Source organism: Limosilactobacillus pulli (assembly GCF_947381555.1).
In the GTDB taxonomy this organism is placed as follows: Bacteria; Bacillota; Bacilli; order Lactobacillales; family Lactobacillaceae; genus Limosilactobacillus; species Limosilactobacillus pulli.
In genome coordinates this window covers 1-22,614 of record NZ_CANCWQ010000027.1, presented here as the reverse complement: position 1 = coordinate 22,614, position 22,614 = coordinate 1, and the positions used below count along the sequence as shown (strand labels likewise).

The following is a 22,614-nucleotide window of genomic DNA, read 5'->3' as shown; positions in this document are numbered from 1 at the left end:
CAGACAACAGAAACAAATCGGTGAAAAACTACATTTTTAAACCGGTGAAATCCTACATTTTAAAATCGGTGTTGACAGCTGAGTTACAATGACTGACCGCCATCCCATAAATACTCCTCCTTGCTAATTTAAAAATTTAAGGTTATACTATATTCGTTGGGTAGCTCCCAACAGGAATAACATCATTGATTTAACATCCAGAGTTAAAGTCAAACAATGCATTTCGCAAAGTTATTTCTTCTGACCCATTTAAGTGGGCAATACATATTAAAAAGGAATGGTTCACCATCGATGAGCCATTCCTTTTCTTTTTGCTACAGATCTTTCAACAAAACTTCTCTGCTAAATAAGCCCGTTGGTGATTGATATACTAATTTTGCATTTTCTGATAATTGAATACCACTTTTGGTTTGGAAAGCACCAAACCCTGTAGATGTATTTAAAATATATTTCATTTCGGGTGCGGTTGCATTTGCATGAAGCCCTCTAAGCATATTAATAATTGTTTCAGCTTTGCTTGCATCTTTCTTATTCAATGAGAAAGTTGGCAACTTCAGATATTTATCTCGGCCAGCATTTAGTTTTTCACGGAATTTATTTTTATCATACAGCGTAAAGTAGTGGTTGACCTGGGCAAGAATATCATCATAAAGCATTGTCATCCGTTCATCAGCTTCATTAGGATGTTTCCTGACGTATTCAAAATTATTAGCTAACGTTTCTAATGAATGATCGCTTAAAACCAGCTGCTTGGCATTATGCTGATACTCATGACTCCCTAGCGTAAATTTAACATCCCCGTCAATGACTAACTGATTATAGCGCACACAAGGAACCAGCACGTCAAAGTCTTTTACCACGGCTTCCTTTAATCCGGTTTTACGGTTCTTTTTAAATGAAGTGAAGTTTCGCGATAAAACATCGTGCAGGGTCTGCATATACTGATCATGACCTTTTTGTTCAGCCATCTTCAGTCGCTGCAGCATTCTGACCGGTACACTGACAACCTTATACTTAGGCTTTTTGCCGTTAACGCGAACGATTGCCATATAGGCAGCAACCTCATGGGTATAAGCACCATAGATGTCTACCGGTTTACTATTTTTAATTTTAATTGGGTTAGACTTCGTGGCGACCTTTGATGCGGGAGCAATTGTTGCATCATATAGCTTTCCATGTTTCACATAGACAGCTTTAGAAATCAGCATATATTTGAAATGCTGAATCTTGGATACATAATCGCTTAGCCAGTCGACATCCACGATTTTTTCCTTGGTTTCCGGATTTACTGCGGTTCCACTGTTGTATTGATCTTTTTCCAAGTCATGAAAAAGATTGACTGAGCGCAACCGTTTCAAATCATCGGCATAGATTTTGGCATAGTCACCATAGACAAACATCGGCCGCAGTTTTGGATAACGCTGATACAGATAGTGGCCAGCAAACGCCGTCAAGTAAGCATCAACAGCGTGGTGATAGTCATTTACGTCACGTACTTTATAAAGGCTGAACTTTTCACGCAATTGCTTGGTAAGCTCGGCCCGCGTTTCGATCACGGCACTGTCTGGGTAAAGCGAACCAAAAATATTGGCTGCCAGCTTGATGATTTGGCGCGTCTCCACCAACTGACGATGAACAAATCCCTGCATCTGATACTTGTCAACCTGTTCTGGATCGGTCGTCAGATTAAGATACTTACGATTGCTGATCAGCTGGCTTTCTTTAAGCTGCTTCCAAAAGTCTCTCATTTTGGCTCCATAAATCTTTGCCGGTACTCGATCCGACTTAGCCGCGTTTTCAGATTTCTTAACCAAGACCCGGTTATCCAAGGAATTATCCTTCAAGAATGATTGTGGCAAAATGTGATCAATCTCGTAATGCGTGCTGATCTCATCGATATTGATTGGCGTGCCATCATACATATCACGACCAGCCTGGGTAAAGTAAAGATAATAGCGATCGTTCAAATCCTTGATATTTCCCAATTCTTCAAGCAGATTGGTTTGCTTGACCAGTTTTTCGGCCGTTTCATGATAAAGCTTTTCAATGCTGCGCCGCCGGCTGTTTTTCAATTCCTTATTACGATCCTCATTACGAGCAAACTCAATTGAAATCGATGCTGGGGCATTGCCAACCGCCTTGACAACATCAGCAACAACTTTGACAACTTGGCGAATTGCTTTTTTATTTTGAGGTGATGTATACGCGTCAGCCAAAATATCGTCGACAACTTCCAATGGTGCCTTATCAGCGTCTTGCAACAACTGCTGATTAAGTTCAGTAATTTGTTCTTCAAAGACTGGTTGATGCACAATCTGCATAAAGTTTTTGTTGGTATCCCACATTAGATCAATAATGCGTTGACCATTTTCATCAGTGATACCCGTTAACAGTTTCTTGGAGAGCCTTCCCCATCCCTGATAACGTTTCCGAACCAATTTTTCTCTTTGCTTGTTGGTCAGCCATTGGATTTCTTGCAGTTTGTCGCCGTAAATCTCACTATCTTCAAATACGGTTGACCATTCAATAATCTTTTCAATATCATCGCGATAGTTTAAATCATCAACGCGGTTTCCAAGTATCTTAGACATATCAATATAGGTACCAAGGCTTGAATTAAAGCTGCGACCGTTCGACAGTCCTTTGATTTTCGGCTTGGTCAACGTTGGTTCGTGAACCGTCAAGAAATTCGTCAACGCCTTAAGATTAACTGTTTTACGCTTCTTAAACAGGTCCGTATAGATGGCTTGCTTTAGGGCTGGCTGCAGCTTGCGACCGTTCACGCGAATATTATTCAGCTCGTCTAAAACCGTATATTTCTGGTACAGCAGGCTTGATGCCGGTAAAACATCCTCACTTAATAAATAAGTGTCCTTATGAGTCATCCGTTTGATAAAATTATTGGCCGATTTTTCACGATCAATCTTATCGTAAAAATTCCATGGCGTAATCTTGCCAGCTTCTTTTCTGACTGCCCATGCAAAAGAGGCCTTAGACGTCTTTTGTTGATCAGCCAAAGTAATCATTGGTCCAACGTAATATGGAACACGGAAGCTGACCAACTGATCGAGATAGTATTTGGCATTTTTATTTTTGATGTTCTTTTCAACTGGATTTGGTTCTGCCAGCCAAGGATAATATTCTTTTTGATTTTCAATTATTTGATCAAGCTCTTGTTGATGCATTTGGTGCGGAATTACACCATTTGCAGATGTCCGTTGTTTCGGCAGATAGTCGCCAGCCTCAATCTCGCCTTTAATCTTTTGTCCCAGGTCAGACTTGTCCATCAACTTTTTCAAATCTTTGGTAAAGTCAAATTTGCTGTCTTTAGGAACCTGACCAATGTATTCAGCATAAAGATGATCGAGCTGCTCACGAGTTTTTTTATCTTGGGCAGCACCATAAGTCTTTAATTCTTTTAACTGACGGCGATGCTTGTAGTAACGGTTCAGCATTGATGCCGAAACGGTTTCGCCATTGGGTACGATTTCGTTGAGCATGATCTGAGAATACAGCAATGACAGTTGATTAATCAGCTCCTTCTGGTAGTCGTCCAGCTCTTCGGCAATCTGCATCAACTGATCATCACCGTTTTCCGTACTCATATCCAGCGTCTGGTCAAGATTGTTTTGCAGGATCAAACCGACCTTTGCCTTATATCCCAAGATTAGTTTACTGATTTCACGAGCCGTTTGCTGATGCGCTTTAACGATCTCCTTATCAGTTCCATCTTCAATCAATGGCAATAGTTTGGCAGCAGCCTTTTGACGATCAGCCTTCTTTTGCTTGGTATCCAATAAAAGCTTTCCCAATTCGTCTACCTTGGTCAAGTCAATCTGAAACGAGGTAGTTGGTTGCACTTGACGGAATAAGTCATTTAGCGTCTCAAACGATTTATTGAAATCAATTTGATTGGCTTTAAACTTGTCAACACTTGTATTATTTAAAAAATTACCGCGGTACTTAACGATATGGTGAACAGCCAGATATATTTCACGTAAATCAAACTTACGCTTTTCATTCATCAGTGCATACCGCAGCTGACAAATGTTAAAGACTGGAAAATCCGCTGCCTTTTCAGCCGACATTTCTTTGCGCATTTGAATCAGCGTAGGATATCCATTTCCATTCACTGTGGCTTCTTGATCCGGAAACAGCAATTTCCCCATAAATTCTTGATTTTTAGCAGGATCTTTTGCCGAGATATCAGATTGCTTAAGTCTTGCCAAAAAATTAGGATCTACTTCAGCTAAATATGGCGCAAAAAAATCATCCAAAAACTGAAGGCGCCAGCGACGTCGGCTTAAGCGGCGCCGGGCCGTTCGAAAACCACGCCGATCTGCTGCCGTTTCCCCCTCTTTAAAAGTCCGAACGCCGATTGCATTTTTGCCTTTAACGCGCAGCAATGAAAAATGATCATCAATTGCGGTCCAACCGATTGAATTTGTACCAATATCCAAACCAAGATGATATCTACGCAATCCTTGCTTTGAACTACTCATCGTAATTAACTCCTCCTGTACAACATTTTAATCAGCTATAAGCCCTCTTTATTAAAGGCAGCTTAACTGCTATCTTCTATTTTCCACCATTACCCGGCTATTAAGCACTTTTTTCAAAAATTTTTTCGATTTTTTTGAAATCAGCCAAATGACAGCGCTAAAGTTCTAAAAATTTATTGTTAAGAAACAATTATTTTTTCCTAGTAAACACATCACTGATCAAGGGCCTAATATGATAATTCACATTAATGCCTATCACCATGTCATCTCATGGAATTGTGACCAGGATCTATTAAAAGCTTTTTTCTATTCCATAATCTTTTTAGTGATAAACTGTTTATCAAAGAAGAAAAAATCATTGACTTAATCTTTGGTTTCACTAACCAAACTTTTTAACATTTCCACTGAATCTGCTTAATTGCCTTTCTAACTATAGAAATTAAATATGTAATTAGGAAAGAAAACTATGAAAAACTCTGAATATAAAGCCCTACATGATTTACCCAAAAAGACCAAATCTACTCACCTGCTTTGTGCAGCCAATGGTCAACAGGCTAATTATGATGGTTTTGCATTGCTGGAACCATCGAATACATTTAAAGTTATCCAAAATAGAAAAGGTCATCGACGAACTAATTGCCTTAGCTACATGTTGTTTCATCACAAAAGCGAAAAAATGATCCGTATCGACTTAAACGGAAAACCGCATGAAGGCGTTGCGACACCACATGTACATATTTTTGATGACCAGCATCAAAATGGGCAGTATGCAATTCCACTAACTAATTTGGTGAATTATAATTGTACTGATGAGATTGTTACATCGCTTATGGAATTTCTTAAATACAACAACTTTGAAATCAGTGATATCACTATTGAACAACCATTGATTTAGTAAAGAAGGTGAAATAAATGAATACCGTTAAATTGTTAGATAATTATTTTGAATGGTTAAAAAAAGGATATACGATTAATCATTTAGGAAAATGCGATGAAATAGTTACCCCTTTTGTCGATGATATAAACGATAACATCACTATTTTTGTCGAGGAAGTATCCGACAAGCAAATAATGCTGACAGATGACGGCTATACTATCACCAATCTGGAATTCATGGGTATTAAGCTCACCCCAACCAGAAGACGTCTAATAGATTCAGTGTGCCAACAATTCCATATCAAAATAATTGAAGATGAAACTTTATCAATTGTCGGCACTCCCAAAGAATTTCCAATTATGAAATATCAATTGACATCTGCTATCTTACGAATTAACGATATTTCATTCACCCAAAAAGAAAATGTTAAAAGCTTTTTTGCCGAGGACGTTTTAAATTACTTTGACACTAATAATTTCGGCGGTTTGCCAACCTCAGTTAGAGGGCAAAGCGGCGTAGAGTATAAATTTTTGTACGCTTTACCTAAACGTAAAGATAAACCGCTAATTCTTTTTAATATTCAGAATAATATTTCTGCAAACGAAATAATGCTTGATGCATTTAAACACAACGACATCAAAAAATCCGCCAATCTGCCTAATATGTATGCGCAAAGTCGTTATGTCGTCATATTTAATGAAAAACAAAAAAATATTAGTGAAAAAGCGGCAAAAATTGCCCAGGCCTATGATATTGACGTTATCTCCTGGGAAAATAAAGCTGCATTAGCTGAACTAAAAAACTAAAAAATCCCAACCTTTTATAAACATAGAAGATTGGGATTAATTTCTGTGCGTAAACCGAACATGCTTTCGTTAAGAAGCGGTGGATCTGCTCGTAAATTATTAGAAAAAACGGGAAACCCATCACTCCCATGTCGGTCAAATATATGTCTGATCGAATTCATGTAAAGTTAGGTTTCCCGTTTAATTTTCATAGTTTGAGGCATACCCATGCCACCATGTTGTTGGAAGCTGGTGCAAGCCCAAAAGAAGTGCAAGTGCGACTAGGACACAGCAGAATTTCAACCACACTAGATACTTATGTTCACCTAAGTGATAGCAAGAAACGGCAAACAGCCGATTTGTTCGATCAAGTATCTAGTTAATCTTGCCCACATTTGATTTTATGTGGGCAAATACCAAAAAATTGGTCTAGTTTTAACCATCCCTAAAACATAAATGCCGTCATAGCTACTTTTTCTTTTCGTCGATTTCCTCATCAGTCTTCAAAACGGCCATGAAGGCTTCTTGTGGGACCTCAACGCGCCCAACTGCCTTCATCCGCTTCTTACCGCGCTTCTGCTTGTCCAACAGCTTGGCCCGCCGATCAGGATCCCCAGTGTGAATCCGCGCCGTAACGTCCTTGCGGTAAGCCTTGATATTGGTCCGTGCGATGATCTTGGAGCCAATGGCGGCTTGAATTGGAATTTCAAAGTTTTGCCGCGGAATAATCTTCTTCAGCTTGGTCGTGATTTCGCGGCCCCGTTCTTCGGCAAAGTCGCGGTGCGCAATGAAGCTCAAGGCATCAACCTTGTCGCCATTAAGCAGAATATCGATCTTAACCAGGTCACTGACGCGGTAGTCATCAATCTCATAATCCAATGAGGCATAGCCATGCGTGGAACTCTTCAGCTTATCAAAGAAGTCAAAGATGATTTCGGACAATGGAATGTGATAGATCACGTTGACCCGCGTCTCACTCAGATATTCCATCGTGTCGAACTCGCCCCGCTTGCGTTGGCAAAGCTCCATAACCGGGCCGACGTAATCGTTTGGCACCATGATTGAGGCTTTGACGTAAGGCTCTTTAATATCCTTAATAGAAGACGTATCCGGCATTTCAGCAGGGTTTTCAACTTCCTTCATCGTACCATCATGCAAGTCGACATGGTAGGTTACGGAAGGTGCCGTAGTGATCAGATCTAAGTTGAATTCCCGCTCCAAGCGCTCTTGGACGACATCCATATGCAAAAGCCCCAGGAATCCACAGCGGAAACCAAAGCCCAATGCTTGTGATGATTCTGGCTCGAACGTCAAAGCCGCGTCGTTTAACTGCAGTTTTTCCAAGGCATCCCGCAGATCGTTGAACTTGGCGTTGTCGGTTGGGTACAGCCCGGCATAAACCATTGGCGTCATTTGACGGTAACCGGCTAATGGCTTATCAGTTGGGTGCTTGGCATCGGTAACCGTATCACCAACCCGCGTATCTTTAATGTCTTTAATGGCCGCGGTAATATAGCCAACGTCCCCCGCCATCAAAAAGTCGCGGGCCAGTGGTTTAGGCGAGTTGATCCCGACTTCGGCGACTTCATATTCAGTACCAGAGTTCATCAGTTTAATGCGGTCGCCCTTCTTGACGGTTCCTTCAAAGACCCGGACGCTCAAAACCACGCCACGATAGTCATCGTATTTGGAATCAAAAATCAGCGCCTTTAGCGGAGCTGTCAGATCACCAGTTGGCGCCGGTACTTCGGCAACGATTTTTTCCAGCACCTTTTCAACGCCTAGACCGGTTTTGGCACTGACGTCACAAGCATCGCTGCAGTCCAAGCCGATTTCTTCTTCAATCTGCTTTTTGGTGCCTTCAACATCAGCAGATGGCAAGTCGATCTTGTTGATGACCGGCAGGATCTCCAAGTCGTTGTCCAATGCCAAGTAAACGTTGGCCAAGGTTTGTGCTTCAACCCCCTGCGTCGCATCAACGACCAGAATTGCCCCTTCACAGGCTGCCAAAGAGCGTGAAACCTCATAGGAAAAGTCGACGTGACCAGGCGTGTCGATCAGATGGAAAATGTAGTCTTCACCATCTTTAGCATGGTAAGTCAGCGCAACGGCATTTAATTTGATGGTAATACCGCGTTCACGCTCCAATGGCATGTCGTCAAGGATCTGCGCCTTCATTTCCCGCTTAGAGATCGAATCCGTCATTTCCAGAATCCGGTCCGCCAGCGTCGACTTCCCATGATCAATATGGGCAACAATCGAAAAGTTTCGAATGTGCTTTTGGCGTTCTTTCATTTCTTCAAGATTCATTGATTTTTCGTGCTCACTTTCTACGTTAAATGTCTACCTACCAGTATATCAAATCCCGTTGGCAACTCAAACTGGGGCGGTGCAAATATCGAAAAAAGAGCAATTCGCCGCGCACTGCAGCGTCTTGCTCTTTAAATAATTTAAGGCTTATTTTTCCTCAAAGCGATCCTTGAGCTTATCAAAGAAACCGCCCTTGTAGCCAGCGACATGTTCGCCACTAGCTTCGGCAAAGGCCAGCATGGCTTCTTTTTGCCGTTTGTTAAGATTCTTAGGCGTCTTAACGTGGACCGTCACATGCTCATCGCCGTTGCCATTGCCATTAATGTGCGGTACCCCTTTGCCCCGCAGCCGGAATGAGGTCTCTGATTCCGTACCCGCCGGAATCTTTAAATCAACATCGCCATGCACGGTCTTGACCTTGATCTTGTCACCCAACGCGGCTTGCGCAAACGAGATATCCTGATCAACGTAGATCGTAGAGCCATCCCGCTTAAAGTCACGACTAGGCGTAACTCTAAAGACAATGTACAGATCACCGTATGGACCGCCGTTGGTACCCGCTTCACCTTGGTTTTGCAGACGCATCTGCTGACCATCATCAATGCCAGCCGGCACCTTGACCTTAAGCTTATGTTTTTCTTGAACGTGGCCTGAGCCGTGGCACTTGTCGCATTGATCTTCCGGCTTGATTTCCTTACCGGTACCATGACAGGTTGGGCAGACGGTCTGGGACTGCATCATCCCCATCATCGTTTGCCGGCGCTGCATCACAACCCCAGAACCGCCACAGGTATGACAGGTCGAAGGCGACTTGCCCGGCTTGGCGCCAGAACCATGACAGACATCGCATTCGGCTTCTCGATCATACTTAATCGTAGTTTCCTTACCAAAGATGGCATCCATAAAGTCCAGCGTCATATTGTACTGCAGGTCGCGTCCTTGTCTTGGTGCCGAAGGATCACGTCGCGCACGACCGCCACCAAACAGATCACTGAAGATATCGCCAAAGTCGCCAAAGCCACTCTGACTAAAACCGCCCTGACCAAAGCCGCCGAAGCCTTGACCGCCACCAAAGCCGCCTTGAGGGCCAGCGGAGCCAAACTGATCATATTGTGCCCGCTTCTGCTGATCATGCAGCACTTCATAGGCTTCATTGATTTTCTTGAATTTTTCTTCGGCTCCCGGCTCATGGTTGACGTCTGGGTGATACTTAGCCGCCAGCTTCCGATAGGCCCGATTGATTTCGGCGTCTGAAGCATCCTTTTTGACGCCTAAAATGTCGTAATAGTTTTTCTCTGCCATTTAAATCCCTCGCAACGCAATTTTTCTCTCTTACTTTATAGCATAGTCACGATAAATAAGCAAAAGCCAAAGTCCGTTATAGGGGCTTTGGCTTTTTTGCTTATCTAAATCGGCTTCGGCTGACTGGCCTACTTGTTGTCGTCGTCATTGACTTCAGTAAAGTCGCCATCAACGGTCTTGCCGTCGCCGTTGCCGTTATTGTTGTCAGCACCGCCATTGTTGCCGTCAGTACCATTTTGTTGGTTTTGTTGTTGAGCTTGTTGGTAGAGCTTGACTGCCAGGTCTTGGACGATCTTGTTCAGTTCGTCCTTCTTGGTCTTCATTGCATCGAAGTCCTTAGCGTCCTTAGCCTTTTGCAGAGCATCGCGGGCATCCTTGGCCTTCTTGATTTCGTCTTCAGAAACCTTACCGTCAAGTTCCTTGATGGTCTTGTCGGTTTGGAAGATCAGTTGGTCGGATTCGTTCATCAGATCAACTTCTTCCTTCTTCTTCTTGTCGGCTTCCGCGTGTTCTTCGGCATCCTTCTTCATCCGTTCAATTTCTTCATCGGACAGACCAGAACTGGACTTGATCGTAATGTTTTGCTTCTTGTGCGTACCTTGGTCTTCGGCAGAAACGTTAACAATCCCGTTCTTGTCGATGTCAAAGGTAACCTTGATTTGAGGAACCCCACGTGGTGCAGGTGGAATGTCCGTCAGTTGGAAGTTGCCAAGCGTCTTGTTGTCGGCTGCCATTGGACGTTCACCTTGCAGAACGTGAATGTCTACGGCTGGCTGGTTGTCAGCGGCCGTGGAGAAGATCTGACTCTTAGAGGTTGGAATCGTCGTGTTGCGGTCGATCAGCTTGGTCATAACCCCACCCATGGTTTCGATACCCAGGGAAAGTGGCGTAACGTCAAGCAAAACAACGTCCTTAACGTCACCAGTCAGCACACCACCTTGGATGGCGGCACCCAAAGCAACGGCTTCATCAGGGTTGATGGAGTGGTTTGGTTCCTTGCCAGTCAGGTCCTTAACCAGTTCTTGAACGGCTGGGATCCGCGTTGAACCACCGTTTAAGATAACTTCATCAATGTCGCTGAATTCCAGGCCAGCATCGTGCAGCGCGTTCATAACTGGCTGCTTGGTCTTTTCAACCAGGTCGTTGGTCAGTTGGTTGAACTTAGCCCGCGTCAGCGTTTGGTCCAGGTGCACTGGTTGACCATCTTTTTGAGCGATAAATGGCAGGTTGATTTCAGCAGATTGTGAGCTGGAAAGTTCCTTCTTGGCCTTTTCAGCAGCATCCTTCAGCCGTTGCAGAGCCATCTTGTCTTGGGACAGGTCAATGCCTTGGTCTGCCTTAAAGCCATCGATCAGCCAATCCATGATCTTTTGGTCAAAGTCGTCACCACCCAGATGAGTGTCACCAGAAGTGGAAAGAACTTGGAAGACGCCATCGCCCAGTTCCAGGATGGAAACGTCAAACGTCCCACCACCAAGGTCATAAACCAGGATCTTTTCGTCTTTGTCCTTCTTGTCCAGGCCATATGCCAGTGAGGAAGCAGTTGGTTCGTTAATGATCCGCTTAACTTCCAGACCAGCAATCTTACCAGCATCCTTGGTAGCTTGACGCTGAGCATCGTTGAAGTAGGCTGGCACCGTGATAACGGCTTGAGTTACCGTGTCGCCAATGTAGTCTTCTGCATACTTCTTGATGTATTGCAGAATCATGGCAGAAATTTCTTGTGGCGTGTATTTCTTACCATCAATGTCAACCGTGTAGCCTGGTTCACCCATGTGGCTCTTGATTGACGTAATCGTGTTGGGGTTGGTGATTGCTTGGCGCTTAGCCGTTTCACCAACTTGAACCTCACCATTCTTGAATGATACGACAGAAGGAGTCGTGCGGCCACCTTCTGGGTTGGTGATAATCTTAGGTTCGTTACCTTCCATAACGGCAACGGCGGAATTAGTGGTACCAAGGTCGATACCGATAATCTTATTGCTTGCCATAAAAGTTTTCCCTCTTTTTATATTGGTTTATCTAAGTTATTGTGCAACAACGACCATTGAAGGACGCAGCACGCGATCCTTCATTTCATAGCCAGCTTGCAGCACCTGAACAATGGTGTCGTCTTTTTGATCATCCGAAGCTGGTGCGGTTTGTACCGCTTGATGCTTGGTCGGATCAAAAGGCGTGCCTGGCTCAGCTGGAATCTCAACAATCCCATGGTCCTTGAGCGCCTTTTCCAAATGGTCGTGAACCATTTGAATGCCTTTCTTGAACTCTTGGGCCTGCTTGTCATCCAGTTGAGTTGCCAAAGCCCGCTTCAAGTTGTCCAAAACCGGCAGGATGTCTTTAGCCAGCCCCTGACCATCGTATTTGATCAATTGCGCGCGCTCTTTTTTGAAGTGGTTGTTCATGTTTTGAATTTCCGCTTGCGCCCGCAGATACTGGTCGTCTTTTTCATCGAGCTGCTTTTTCAGATCAGCAATCTGTTGCTTGAGCGCGGCAGTTGGATCTTCCTTGGCAGCTGACTTGGCATCCTTGGCTTCTTCGGCATTCTTAGCCGCTTGGTCAGCTGCAGTCGATTCAGCTGCTTGAGCCGCCTTTTCTTCCTTGGCAGCTGCTGATTTCTTTTCAGCCATCGAACCCCTCCTATAAATCGTAATAATTGTGATAGTAGTCGAGCAGTCGTTTAGCCAGCTCGCGTCTGAACGCGTCAACCAGGCCAATCGTCCGCGAATAAGGCATCCGCGTCGGTCCCAGCACGGCGATAATACCCTTGCCGTATTGGTTGACGTCGTAGGTAGCGGTGATCAGACTGTAGTCGTTGAGCACCTGATTGTTGGCAATCTCACTGCCAATCTTGACATTGACTCCATCATTTGGAGAATCGGAATCAATGATGCTTGACAGATTATCGCTTTGATCGAGCAGTCCATACAATGCCCGCAGCGCCTGAGGATTCTGCCGATCAGAGTAGCCGAGAATGTTGAGCCGCCCGCCGACGAAGTATTTTTCGCGAGCCGCCCGCCCCAATACGCTGTCAAAGATCTGCAGAAAGCCGTCGGGACTGTGCAGATACTGACTGATCTTAATCGGAATGTCAGTCTGCAGATGCTTGACAACCACCGCCAGCGGCAACCCCACCAGCTGATCGTTAATCAAGCGTACCACGGCTTCCAAAGCCTGCGTATCCAGATTCTTAGGCAAGGTAAATGATTGACTCTCTACCTCGCCACTGTCCGTAACCAGAATGGCAATGACCTTTTGATTACCCAGCGGCACCAAACGAAAACCGCTTAAGTGCACGTCTTTTTGTTCTGGCTTCAGGGTAAACGCCGTGTATGACGTCAGCGCTGAAAGGATGTCGGCTGAATGTGAAACAATCTCGTCAATCTTGTGAAAATCGGCCCCCAATGAATTTTGGATCACCATCAGATCACTGTCGGTAACAGCTGCTGGATCAAGCAGATGGTCAACGTAATAACGATAGCCCTGCTTGGAAGGAACGCGACCAGAGCTGGAATGCTCTTTTTTCACGAACCCTTCTCGCTCCAAGACTGCCATCTCGTTGCGGATCGTAGCTGAGCTGACCTTAATCGGGAGCTTATCAGCCAAGACCTTGCTGCCGACCGGTTGACCAGTCGCCGTGTATTGACGTACAATCGCTTGCAGGATTTGCTTTTGACGCTGTGTTAGCATTGGCATCACTTCCTTTTAGCACTCTAACTGCCTAAGTGCTAAACACAATTTATAATATACCAACCACACGACTAAAAGTCAATAATAGTCAAACTATTTTTCTAGAAAAATGTCAAGATTGGTCAAATTATTTCCAAACATCCATTAAAGGAGTCCAATTATGAACGAAGAAAACCGCTACGTCCAACCTAAAAACGCCAAAGAAGCCATGGAGCTGATTCAAAAACTGTTCAACCAATACCGCAACGCACCATTGACCGCCGAACTGCTTCAATATCACAATAATCTGATCATGCGCCTGCAGACAGATATCAAGCAGGCTGCCGAAGAAGAACATAACGAAGCGCTTTTGGCTGATCTGCATGACATGACCGAACTGATGCGGCGCTGGACCACGATTCGACTCAGTGGCCGACCATTTACCGGCAAGATGCGGCATTTTCATTTTGTTGCCAATAATGGTCAAAAATTCAAGCGTCAGGTCCACAAAATGGGCGGTAGCAGTGCGCACCGTGCCAGCCGTCATTAAAAATAGTCGCAAAAGCAGCGGTCGCTTTCCTAATCGGCCGCTGCTTTTATTTTAAGTATGAATCGAGATCAGCTGCCAATAAGCCTTATTTATACGGCAGAGCAAACGCTTTTTAGCAAGCCAAAGCACAGCCAATAAACTTATCAGCCGCGTTCCTTTTCTCGTAGCGAACGCGGTATTTCGCCTTGCTGATAAGTCTGCCAGACATCGAGGCGGTCTTTTTCGTCCAGCTGGCGAAGCACGCGCGCGGGCACGCCGGCTACCAAAGAATTGGCTGGTACGTCTTTGGTTACCACGGCGCCGGCAGCCACGATACTGCCCGTGCCAATCGTCACCCCGCCAGTAATCGTGGCGTTGGCGCAAATCCAGCAGTTTGGCTCAATCGTGACCGGCTTGGCATATTCCAGATCATGATAACCATCGGGATATTGAGCCGCCAAACGCTCCTTAGGCAAAAATGGATGACATGGCGTGGCAATCGTTACCCCACTGCCCAGCCAAACATTGTCACCAAGCGTAACTGGCGCAACGTCTAAAAAAGTGCAGTGATAGTTGATAAAGCATTCTTTGCCAACGTGAATATTGGTGCCGTATTCGCAATAAAACGGCAAAAACAGTCCCAGCGATTTCCCCTTGGATGAAGGAATCAGCTCTGTTTTTAACCGTTCAACCGTTTGCTGATCCAAAATCGAAGTCTGATTCAGCTGTTGGCACAAAGCCATGCGCTGCAGATGATAGGCATCCAGCTTGGGGTCAGCTGGATTGTACAGCCGCCCGCTAGCCATTTTTTCAAATTCATCCATTGAATAAAACTTCCTCCCCAAAATTACTGATGGCGTCTCGTCCCATAACCGGCTGTTCTTCACCAATTGCATAAGCCAGATTATTTTTGTCTCTTACCCATGGCTGCCAGCTTTAAGGCTGCCTGCAGCTGCGGATCGACTGCGTGCAGATATAGGCCGTGCACGCCCCGCGTCAGCAAAACGTTCAATTCATTATGCAACAGCTGCTCGCCAAATCTTTGCTTAGAGTGATCTTTCATCGTCCGACGCTGTACCGCTTTTTTGTTGGCACTGGCGCTCGGATCAAAAATGACCTTGCCATCGCGATACTTCACCGATGGACCGATGACTACGCCGACATGATTAAGATCAAAGCCCTGGACGGTATAGGTTGAGCCGATCTCGTGAATCGTATGCGGCTGCTCAGCCCAGGAAAGGTCGCTGTATTTGACACCATTGATTTTTTTAACGTTGCTTTTCAGTTGCAGATTCCAAGGCATCGACCAATTCCCTTCACTGACGCACCAGTAGCTGCCATCTTTGGGCTTGCTGCTAGAATACTTCCAGTCAAACGTTGCCACCACCCGACTGATGCCATGGCCATGATCCTCAGCGTTAAACCTGGCAATTGCCTGTTCCATTGCGCGTGGATCATCAAAAATCTGCAGATCATAGCTGTCGTCGACTGGAATCGGATAGATGCGGCGCTGATCCACGAAGTCGCGAATCCAGCGAATCGTTTCATCCGAGGCCGCAATCCGCATTTGATTTTTCAGTCGAATTACTTTGTCACCAGCCAGTCGCTTGAGATGCTGCCAATCTTCATTTTCCATGATCTCATCGGCCGTCAGTACCTGCTTGTGATCATAAACCGCCAAGACGACTTTGGCCCGTTTGAGAATATCGAGCAGCTGATTGTTGCCATGGCCGTGATAACCTTGATTCTGCTGGGTCCACAACAAATGTGCCTCATCGATAAAGGCCACGTCTGCTTGATGATTTTCATCATAGCGATTGATGAAGCGAGATGGCTTGATGACAGTTTCATCATCACCTATCCCCAGCTTTTTGACGATCTGCTGGTAAACCTTGAGCTGCTGGGGATGATTAACCATCATAACGGCATTGAGATGATCCTGCTTGGCCAACTCATAAAAGATATTGCTCATCAAAACCGTCTTCCCTGCACCAGCCTCACCAGTCACCAAAACCAACTGGCCGGTCTGATCGGTTGCCAGGGCTTGCTCGACAGTTTTTAAAATCTTGCGTTTGGCCATAGCCTGCTCATCAGTCAGCTTATTGAATGGTGAGGCCTTAAAGATGGCAGATTTTTCCAGAATACGCCGTGGTGGAAACAAGTTATGGTACTTCTTGTTTTCACCCAGCTTATCCCAGATACGGTTAAAAATCGGAATGAACTCATCGCTGGTGTAGTACTTGCGTTGGGCATTTTCGCGGCGGTTGTTCAGCTTGGAAATGACGTCCACGCTGCTCAGATACTGCATCATGCGATTTTCAATATCTAGGGCCAGCGACTTATTGAAATGCTCGTGGCCAATCACAAACATGTGCGCGTTTTTTGCATTGCGCAATTCTTCCCAGTCCTGGCGTGTTTCCGGATCGACATCCAAATGCTCCAGAGTCCGGCGCTGGATATCGATGGTCTCGCCTACGTAAACCGTATAGTCTTCTTTGTAATTACTCTGCTTACCTTGATTATCAATGATGTAAACCGTTGGATACTCAGTCAAAAGTTCTTGTTCGCGATACTTGCCTGGGTAGCGTTTTTCAATCTCTTCATCCAAATGAGCAGCTGTGTCCCTGCGATAGGCCGTCTCAAATATCAAGGGATCCTTGACATTATCCTTAGTTTTTTTACTCATAATCATCCCCGCTTAATCATGATCGGCTGAAATTTGATCGTGCCGTTTCTTCAATTATATTATAGTTGATTTACAATTGCGGTTCTAAATTGAGTCTTTTGACGGTTACCGGCTTCCATTTGACTTGGAAACCGGTATTTTTAATATTATCTTGACAATTCCAGGTGATAAGCTTAATAATGTTCAAGTAAATTGCCTTTATTTAGTTATTTTCATTGTTTAACGTTCGTGTTTTAGGAGGAGAATATGCATTGGTTTGCTGACTTGATCGCTGCAATCGGCGTGGTCTTAAACGGAATTCCCCAAGGTATCATGGCCCTGAGCCTTGGATTCGCGGTGTTCCCAACCACGTTCTCATTTCTGCTGGTTTGCGCGATTAACTTTATCTTTAATTCGGTCGCCCCGGTTTCCTTTCAGGCTGAGTCGCTGGCACTGACCGGCAATCTAGGCCGTAATACCAAGGAATACACGTCAATCATCTTTGGCGGCTCGATCATCATGGCCATCATCGGTCTGACTGGTACCTTGACCAAGATCGTCGGAATTCTGGGCAACCATATCATTACCGGAATGATGGCCGGTGTTGGCATCATGCTGGCAAAAATCGCGCTTGAAATGGCCAAGAATAGTCAAAAGAGTTTCACTGGCTGGGTTTCAATTGCCATCGCGGTGGTTACTTATTTGATCTCAAACGACTTGGTCTGGACGATCTGTCTTTCAGTCATTGGTTCCAGCCTGTATGCCGTCTTTGGCGAGCACTACCGCAACGAGCTGCCCGCCAACGTGACAATGCGCCGCTTTATCTTCACCAAGCCGACGTTTAATCCACGAATCGTGCGGGGCACGCTCAGTCTGGCCTGTCTAAACATCGGCGCCAACCTGTCATATGGTCTGATCACGGGGCAAATGACTGGCATCAAGCCTAATCCCGTCAACTTAAACCTGCTGACAACCTCACAGGCACTGGCCGACATGGGAACCAGTCTTTTAGGCGGGGCGCCGGTGGAAACCATTATCTCGGCAACTGCCAGCGCGCCGGAGCCGGTCATCGCTGGGTGTCTGATGATGCTGATCATGGCCGTGATTCTGTTTGCCGGCTGGCTGCCTAAGATCGGCAGGTACGTTCCGAGCGCGTCAATCGCCGGGTTCCTGCTGGTTTTGGGGATGTTTGTCACCTTCCCAGAAAATGCCGCCACCGCACTGGCTGGCAAAGAACAGCTGGTCGCCGCCACGACAATGATCATTACCGCGTTGGTTGATCCATTCGTGGGCCTGTTGTCCGGTGGCTTGCTGAAAGTCGTTTTGCCGCTGTTAGCCGCGCTTTAGGAGGAAGCTATTATGAAAAAATATCGTATTACCGTTGGCGACCAAACTCGTGACCTGCCATTGATTCCCATCAGTGACGACACCGCCATTGCCTCATTCGTGCTGCTGGGCGACGATGCTATGTCCAAAACAGCGGCTGAACTGCTTTTGCCCAAGCTGCCTAAAAAGTTTGATTATGTCGTAACCGTGGAAAGCAAGGGTATCACCTTGGCACATGACCTCAGTCTTTTGTCCGGTCATCCACGTTCATTCGTGATCCGCAAGTCAGTCAAGGGCTACATGGAAAATCCATTGACGACTGCCGTTGACTCCATCACGACCAAGGGACAACAGCTGCTCGTGCTTGACGGGGCCGATGCTGCCGAACTCAAGGGAAAATCGGTTGTCTTAGTCGATGACGTGGTCAGTACCGGGGGCTCTTTAAAATCAGCCGAAAAGCTGCTTAAACTGGCTGGCTGCCAAATCGTTGCCAAGGCTGCCATCCTAGCTGAAGGCGCCGCCGCTGATCGAGATGACGTGGCGTTCTTAGGTAAGCTGCCATTGTTCAACCTTGATGGCACGATCAAATAGTCCATTCATTAATGATAAATAATCGCCGCCCCAGATGTTATAAGCATCCAGGCCGGCGATTTTGTTTTTGCTGATATTTAGGAAACGGCTGCATGCCCTGTTTTTAAGGGCATCGCTGCAGGTACGCAACATCGCAAGAATCGGTACATCCCATTCTTTAATTTTAATAGAAAAAGCTAGGGTGTACGCTGGCCCCATAGTCAGTGCGATTGTCCTGGCCAATGAATTCAGTGAACTGCTGGAGGCAAAAGTCACAGTCAAACGTCATTAGCACGCTTTATGCAAGAAATCCTGCATAATACCACAATTACCTACTTCTGATCCGAAATCAGCGAATCGTAGGTATTTTTAAGACCAGCAGTTGATCAAGCCATATTTTTGTCACAAAGTCAGCCGCTAAATGGTTGTTATGATTCAACGGTTGTCAATATGGCAACTATAATGTCACTTCAGGCTCCTATAGAATTTAGGAAACTCATCTAAACGTATCAAGAGTATACCTAAGTCTTTTACATAATTATTTCGTTTAGCTTCTAAAATTAAAACGATTAATTTGTTAAAGTTATAGATGCTGTTTCAACAAATAGTTTCAATAAGTGTATTTGGGAGGATATTTATGGATAAACTATACTTTTCGGGGAAAGATACATTTGATTTTGCGTTAGCATTATTACTAACTCAAATAATCTTTTGGGCTTTAATGAAGTTTATTAAAAGTGATCGTGTTAAAGCAAAATTGCCAGCATGGTATAACGTGATTCTTTCAGTAATGTTATTTATCACCGGTAATTTTTTCTGGTATGTCAGCGATGTCAGAACTTTGGCAATCTTTCTGTTCATCATCACCTTGACAATCACTTTGCTAGGTTTCAAGTTTAAAGCAATTGTCGATAAGAATATTTCTAACTGGGCGGTTGGAATTACATTAATTATTGCTGGGATCTTAATTATTTATAACTACAGCGTAAACCTATATATCGAATTTATCGTCATTGGTATTTTATGGTTGTTGGCTACCATTAAATGGCCATCCTATAAATTAGGAAAATTATCTTCAAAGTCCATCTTGGGCATTATTACCTTAGTTCTCGGTATCTTTTGCGCTGTATTAGGCAGCTATTATTATGATGAAACCGCACATATTCAAACAGACAATTATTCAGTTACTTTAGGCAAACAATCAGCTTGGGTCAGCGGATATGCTACCCCTAATTCAAAGATTCATACATATTTAGATGGTAAGGAAGAAACACCTGCAGAAAAGTCTGATGCAGATGGCTATTTTGAATTTGAAGTAAATGTTCCTGGTAAATGGACAGTAAAAGTTACCAAGAATGGCAAAACTGTATCAGACTATACGATCGTCAAAAAATCTGCTGCATGGAAAAAACACCAAGCCAAGATTGAAGCCAAGGAAGCTAAAAATGACTTCATGGATTACTATGCTGATGCATTTGAAGCTTTAGACAATGTCGGTGTCGACGAATATAATACTTGGCTCGATGAAAATAACAATGGAGATGGCGGATACATTGACGACACCTTGGATGCAGTCCAAAATCAGGATAAAAAAGATGTTCAAGATGCGGTTGCCGATATTATCTTAATCCAAGCTAGCCTTGAAAAAATCAAAAATGCAGATGATTCTGACTATGCTGCTTATCACCAATATTATTCTGATATTAAGAGATTACAATCCGTGGTTATCAACCCACCAGCCGGTGACATTGACAACTTTGGGAATCTTTTTGAAGAGTACCGCACTAACGTAGACAATAATCTGACCGAAATGGGAAATTAGCCTTTCTTTTATACAGTCCTTTGCAGCTCAATAGCTTTTGAACTGCAATAGGGCTGTTTTTTATTGAAAGATTTTAAGCGCTCTCATGTGTTAAAATTAAACTTATCATTTACTTCATTAAAAAGTTGGGGATCTTATGAGCTTAAATCATGTCAGTTATTGGGAAAATAGGGACTGGCATCATATCAGCGCCATGGAAGCTGCTAAAAAATCAAATGGCCATCCTATCAAAGCTAGTGAGCAAAAACTGCTATGCGATCTTTGCAGCCACTTTATTAGTCTCTGTGTCGGCCAGGAAAGAAGTCCTTATTTCAAACATAGTAGAGGCGACTTCTATAAATATTGTCCAGAAAGAACTGTACTTGACTACAAAAATTCACCTTTTAGTATTCCTAAGCATTTTGCTGGTCTCAGAATCGTTATCGATAAGAATCAACATTTTCACTTTGAACTGTTAATTCCAAAGGCAGCTAATCCTGAGCTGTCTAAAAGCAAGCGACTTAACGTTTATCATAACAACCATCATAAAGTTACTCAAGTTAAAGTAGACGCCCGTTCTTTTTTTACCAAAGTCAATTTGGGTAACACTATTGATAATAGTTACGCTGTTTATAACGATTCATCAAGCAACGCCAAACAAATCGCTAATTTTAAAATTCCTAAATTAAATTGTCTTATCTTTAGGGAAAATGATGGCATGCGGGTCAGCCTGGGCAGTGAATTAAATCCTAATAATGAATATCTCGTTTTGACCAGAGGCGATTTTAAGTATTCCGGAATCCAAAAACAAAGGCTGGCCCGCTCCAACGGTTGGAATTTATATCGAATCGGTTTTAGTACTAACGTTAATTCGAAGACAGTCAATGATTTTTTTCATATGGAAACCATTGACAACGAACCAATTGGCTATCGTATCACTAGAAACACTGCTGGTATTGATTTAATCTGGCCGGAGCATTTTAAAACCAAAGATGGCATTAACTATCTGGGTAATACTCTTTACCTTTATAAACATGGTCAGGGTTGGTTTGACCATGCTCCAAAAACTGAATCGCACCAATCTTTTAATGCCGAAGCGTTCTTGCAGTCATTCGAAGATTCAAGGCTGCTTGCTTTAAAAGCGGGAGACAATGGGATGGTCGTTGCTTATGGCCGCAGTTTTATCGATATTGCCAACTATAAGCAGTTTATCCCCAGCTTAACAGTTGCTGATGATGCAGCCCGCAAGCTATTGCTCAAGCCCTACACCAAAAATAATCATCTTTACGTCAAACCCGCATATAACGCTACTTTAAAACAATATATCGACGAATTCGAAATCAAGACTAGTTTTCTTGCAGCCGACAAGGAATACCCTCTGCCTGAATTACAAGCTGGTACCAGTCTTAAAATCTACTATGGTGCCGATTGCGTATTTTCAAAGAATGCCAGTATTCCTAATCATGAGTCGCCAAAGTCGGCACCATCTTCCAACATTCAAAATAAATATGATGATGCAGGCCTACTCAATTTATTACGGCAACAAACTGGTGATAGTAAACCTTTCATCATTGTCGCTAACCAACTAAAACAAGCATTAAAGCATTATCCAAACACTTATGCCTGGGTATGCGCACAAGCCCGGCAAAAAGCCATCAACATTAAGGCTTTCAATATTTTAAACAAAATCGTTAATGGAGAAGATTACTAATGGGAATTGAAACTCTTGGAACATCATTATTTTTGATCGATTATTCAGATAAGAACAAATTATTTGCCTATCGTAAAGCTGATTTAAATGAAGATTCTGGCAGATTTGAAGTAGCTGATAACACCGATCCTACAGCGATTGATCTTAACATCAATCCAAAAATTGCCGCTAATTTTAAAAAATACAGCAAAACTTATATTTTGTGTGAGCTGGACTTATACAACTCTAATTACGAATTGCATAAAGGAACCGAAAAATTACCGGTTGCCATTCAAAAAAGTCGTTTTTCTACCCCGCAAGAAATCATCTATAAACTCAGATCATCTGGTCTCTACATAGTTCAGCCCAACTACAACGTCTTGATTTTAACCAACCCAGCAAAAAATGGATCAGTACAAGGACTATATGTTGATATTAAAAATGATACTTATTTAATAGACAGCCAGCATAATTATCGTCTCAGATCCTATAACTACACACTTAAAAAATATAGTTTTACGCGATTTGCTAGTTCGTAACATTTAACAAAAAAAGCCTAACAAGGTTAGACTCAAAGTAGACTAAAAAAGG

General features: G+C 43.9%; 18 protein-coding genes. 9 read left to right on the top strand and 9 right to left on the bottom strand.

Annotated elements, in window-relative coordinates; translation table 11 throughout:
- Nucleotides 1-314: 314 nt before the first annotated feature.
- Nucleotides 315-4,502: a type II CRISPR RNA-guided endonuclease Cas9 gene (gene cas9, locus QOS03_RS07520; RefSeq protein WP_283575956.1), complete on the bottom strand. Its 4,188-nt coding sequence runs from the start codon at nucleotides 4,500-4,502 to the stop codon at nucleotides 315-317.
- A gap of 466 nt (nucleotides 4,503-4,968) precedes the next feature.
- Here cas9 and QOS03_RS07515 point away from each other — a divergent pair, with 466 nt between their 5' ends.
- The 3 genes from QOS03_RS07515 (at nucleotide 4,969) to QOS03_RS07505 (ending at nucleotide 6,547) form a co-directional block, all read left to right on the top strand.
- Nucleotides 4,969-5,397 carry a DUF6978 family protein gene (locus QOS03_RS07515; protein WP_283575955.1) on the top strand — a complete coding sequence of 143 codons (429 nt, stop codon included), beginning with the start codon at nucleotides 4,969-4,971 and terminating at the stop codon, nucleotides 5,395-5,397.
- A gap of 17 nt (nucleotides 5,398-5,414) precedes the next feature.
- Entirely contained in the window at nucleotides 5,415-6,185 is a 771-nt protein-coding gene (locus QOS03_RS07510) for a DUF1828 domain-containing protein (RefSeq protein WP_283575954.1), read from the top strand.
- A 95-nt stretch (nucleotides 6,186-6,280) separates the two neighbouring features.
- Complete coding sequence (locus tag QOS03_RS07505; protein WP_326520890.1) at nucleotides 6,281-6,547, top strand: tyrosine-type recombinase/integrase; 267 nt, start codon at nucleotides 6,281-6,283, stop codon at nucleotides 6,545-6,547.
- 85 nt (nucleotides 6,548-6,632) lie between these two features.
- Here QOS03_RS07505 and lepA read toward each other — a convergent pair whose 3' ends face one another.
- The 5 genes from lepA to hrcA form a co-directional block, all read right to left on the bottom strand.
- On the bottom strand, nucleotides 6,633-8,474 hold the full coding sequence (lepA, locus tag QOS03_RS07500) for a translation elongation factor 4 (RefSeq protein WP_270371768.1): 1,842 nt from the start codon (nucleotides 8,472-8,474) through the stop codon (nucleotides 6,633-6,635).
- Nucleotides 8,475-8,621: 147 nt separating this feature from the next.
- Nucleotides 8,622-9,776: a molecular chaperone DnaJ gene (dnaJ, locus tag QOS03_RS07495; protein WP_006499795.1), complete on the bottom strand. Its 1,155-nt coding sequence runs from the start codon at nucleotides 9,774-9,776 to the stop codon at nucleotides 8,622-8,624.
- Between the two features lie 128 nt (nucleotides 9,777-9,904).
- Nucleotides 9,905-11,767, bottom strand: a complete 1,863-nt coding sequence (gene dnaK / locus QOS03_RS07490; protein WP_006499794.1) for a molecular chaperone DnaK — start codon at nucleotides 11,765-11,767, stop codon at nucleotides 9,905-9,907.
- Nucleotides 11,768-11,803: 36 nt separating this feature from the next.
- The gene (gene grpE, locus QOS03_RS07485; protein WP_283575953.1) at nucleotides 11,804-12,403 is read right to left on the bottom strand and encodes a nucleotide exchange factor GrpE; all 600 of its coding nucleotides are present in this window, start codon (nucleotides 12,401-12,403) and stop codon (nucleotides 11,804-11,806) included.
- 10 nt (nucleotides 12,404-12,413) lie between these two features.
- Nucleotides 12,414-13,463: a heat-inducible transcriptional repressor HrcA gene (hrcA, locus tag QOS03_RS07480; RefSeq protein ID WP_039945652.1), complete on the bottom strand. Its 1,050-nt coding sequence runs from the start codon at nucleotides 13,461-13,463 to the stop codon at nucleotides 12,414-12,416.
- Nucleotides 13,464-13,623: 160 nt separating this feature from the next.
- Between hrcA and QOS03_RS07475 the strand changes: the two genes are divergently transcribed.
- Complete coding sequence (locus QOS03_RS07475; protein WP_048345176.1) at nucleotides 13,624-13,992, top strand: hypothetical protein; 369 nt, start codon at nucleotides 13,624-13,626, stop codon at nucleotides 13,990-13,992.
- Between the two features lie 143 nt (nucleotides 13,993-14,135).
- Here the strand turns inward: QOS03_RS07475 and QOS03_RS07470 are convergent, their stop codons facing one another.
- Complete coding sequence (locus QOS03_RS07470; protein ID WP_272209448.1) at nucleotides 14,136-14,795, bottom strand: sugar O-acetyltransferase; 660 nt, start codon at nucleotides 14,793-14,795, stop codon at nucleotides 14,136-14,138.
- An 80-nt stretch (nucleotides 14,796-14,875) separates the two neighbouring features.
- On the bottom strand, nucleotides 14,876-16,663 hold the full coding sequence (locus QOS03_RS07465) for a DUF2075 domain-containing protein (RefSeq protein WP_283575950.1): 1,788 nt from the start codon (nucleotides 16,661-16,663) through the stop codon (nucleotides 14,876-14,878).
- Nucleotides 16,664-16,903: 240 nt separating this feature from the next.
- On the opposite strand from QOS03_RS07465, the gene QOS03_RS07460 reads away from it, so the two are divergent.
- A complete protein-coding gene (locus QOS03_RS07460; protein WP_283575949.1) occupies nucleotides 16,904-17,983 on the top strand; it encodes an NCS2 family permease in 1,080 nt (359 codons plus the stop codon).
- A 12-nt stretch (nucleotides 17,984-17,995) separates the two neighbouring features.
- On the top strand, nucleotides 17,996-18,553 hold the full coding sequence (locus tag QOS03_RS07455; RefSeq protein ID WP_283575948.1) for a phosphoribosyltransferase family protein: 558 nt from the start codon (nucleotides 17,996-17,998) through the stop codon (nucleotides 18,551-18,553).
- Here QOS03_RS07455 and QOS03_RS07450 read toward each other — a convergent pair.
- Complete coding sequence (locus QOS03_RS07450) at nucleotides 18,509-18,775, bottom strand: hypothetical protein (RefSeq protein WP_283575947.1); 267 nt, start codon at nucleotides 18,773-18,775, stop codon at nucleotides 18,509-18,511. The two genes, QOS03_RS07455 and QOS03_RS07450, sit on opposite strands and share 45 nt — an antisense overlap.
- Nucleotides 18,776-19,169: 394 nt before the next feature.
- Between QOS03_RS07450 and QOS03_RS07445 the strand changes: the two genes are divergently transcribed.
- The 3 genes from QOS03_RS07445 (at nucleotide 19,170) to QOS03_RS07435 (ending at nucleotide 22,562) form a co-directional block, all read left to right on the top strand.
- Nucleotides 19,170-20,354 carry a DMT family transporter gene (locus QOS03_RS07445; RefSeq protein WP_283575946.1) on the top strand — a complete coding sequence of 395 codons (1,185 nt, stop codon included), beginning with the start codon at nucleotides 19,170-19,172 and terminating at the stop codon, nucleotides 20,352-20,354.
- Nucleotides 20,355-20,490: 136 nt separating this feature from the next.
- Complete coding sequence (locus tag QOS03_RS07440; RefSeq protein ID WP_283575945.1) at nucleotides 20,491-22,044, top strand: hypothetical protein; 1,554 nt, start codon at nucleotides 20,491-20,493, stop codon at nucleotides 22,042-22,044.
- Nucleotides 22,044-22,562: a hypothetical protein gene (locus tag QOS03_RS07435; RefSeq protein ID WP_283575944.1), complete on the top strand. Its 519-nt coding sequence runs from the start codon at nucleotides 22,044-22,046 to the stop codon at nucleotides 22,560-22,562. The genes QOS03_RS07440 and QOS03_RS07435 overlap by 1 nt, the downstream gene beginning before the upstream one ends.
- Nucleotides 22,563-22,614 lie beyond the last annotated feature (52 nt).

Bases quoted from the DNA above. Each gene is read 5' to 3' on its own strand.
- cas9 (WP_283575956.1), bottom strand. From the start codon at position 4,502: ATGAGTAGTTCAAAGCAAGGATTGCGTAGATATCATCTTGGTTTGGAT.
- QOS03_RS07515 (WP_283575955.1), top strand. From the start codon at position 4,969: ATGAAAAACTCTGAATATAAAGCCCTACATGATTTACCCAAAAAGACC.
- QOS03_RS07510 (WP_283575954.1), top strand. From the start codon at position 5,415: ATGAATACCGTTAAATTGTTAGATAATTATTTTGAATGGTTAAAAAAA.
- lepA (WP_270371768.1), bottom strand. From the start codon at position 8,474: ATGAATCTTGAAGAAATGAAAGAACGCCAAAAGCACATTCGAAACTTT.
- dnaJ (WP_006499795.1), bottom strand. From the start codon at position 9,776: ATGGCAGAGAAAAACTATTACGACATTTTAGGCGTCAAAAAGGATGCT.
- dnaK (WP_006499794.1), bottom strand. From the start codon at position 11,767: ATGGCAAGCAATAAGATTATCGGTATCGACCTTGGTACCACTAATTCC.
- grpE (WP_283575953.1), bottom strand. From the start codon at position 12,403: ATGGCTGAAAAGAAATCAGCAGCTGCCAAGGAAGAAAAGGCGGCTCAA.
- hrcA (WP_039945652.1), bottom strand. From the start codon at position 13,463: ATGCTAACACAGCGTCAAAAGCAAATCCTGCAAGCGATTGTACGTCAA.
- QOS03_RS07475 (WP_048345176.1), top strand. From the start codon at position 13,624: ATGAACGAAGAAAACCGCTACGTCCAACCTAAAAACGCCAAAGAAGCC.
- QOS03_RS07470 (WP_272209448.1), bottom strand. From the start codon at position 14,795: ATGGATGAATTTGAAAAAATGGCTAGCGGGCGGCTGTACAATCCAGCT.
- QOS03_RS07465 (WP_283575950.1), bottom strand. From the start codon at position 16,663: ATGATTATGAGTAAAAAAACTAAGGATAATGTCAAGGATCCCTTGATA.
- QOS03_RS07460 (WP_283575949.1), top strand. From the start codon at position 16,904: ATGCATTGGTTTGCTGACTTGATCGCTGCAATCGGCGTGGTCTTAAAC.
- QOS03_RS07455 (WP_283575948.1), top strand. From the start codon at position 17,996: ATGAAAAAATATCGTATTACCGTTGGCGACCAAACTCGTGACCTGCCA.
- QOS03_RS07445 (WP_283575946.1), top strand. From the start codon at position 19,170: ATGGATAAACTATACTTTTCGGGGAAAGATACATTTGATTTTGCGTTA.
- QOS03_RS07440 (WP_283575945.1), top strand. From the start codon at position 20,491: ATGAGCTTAAATCATGTCAGTTATTGGGAAAATAGGGACTGGCATCAT.
- QOS03_RS07435 (WP_283575944.1), top strand. From the start codon at position 22,044: ATGGGAATTGAAACTCTTGGAACATCATTATTTTTGATCGATTATTCA.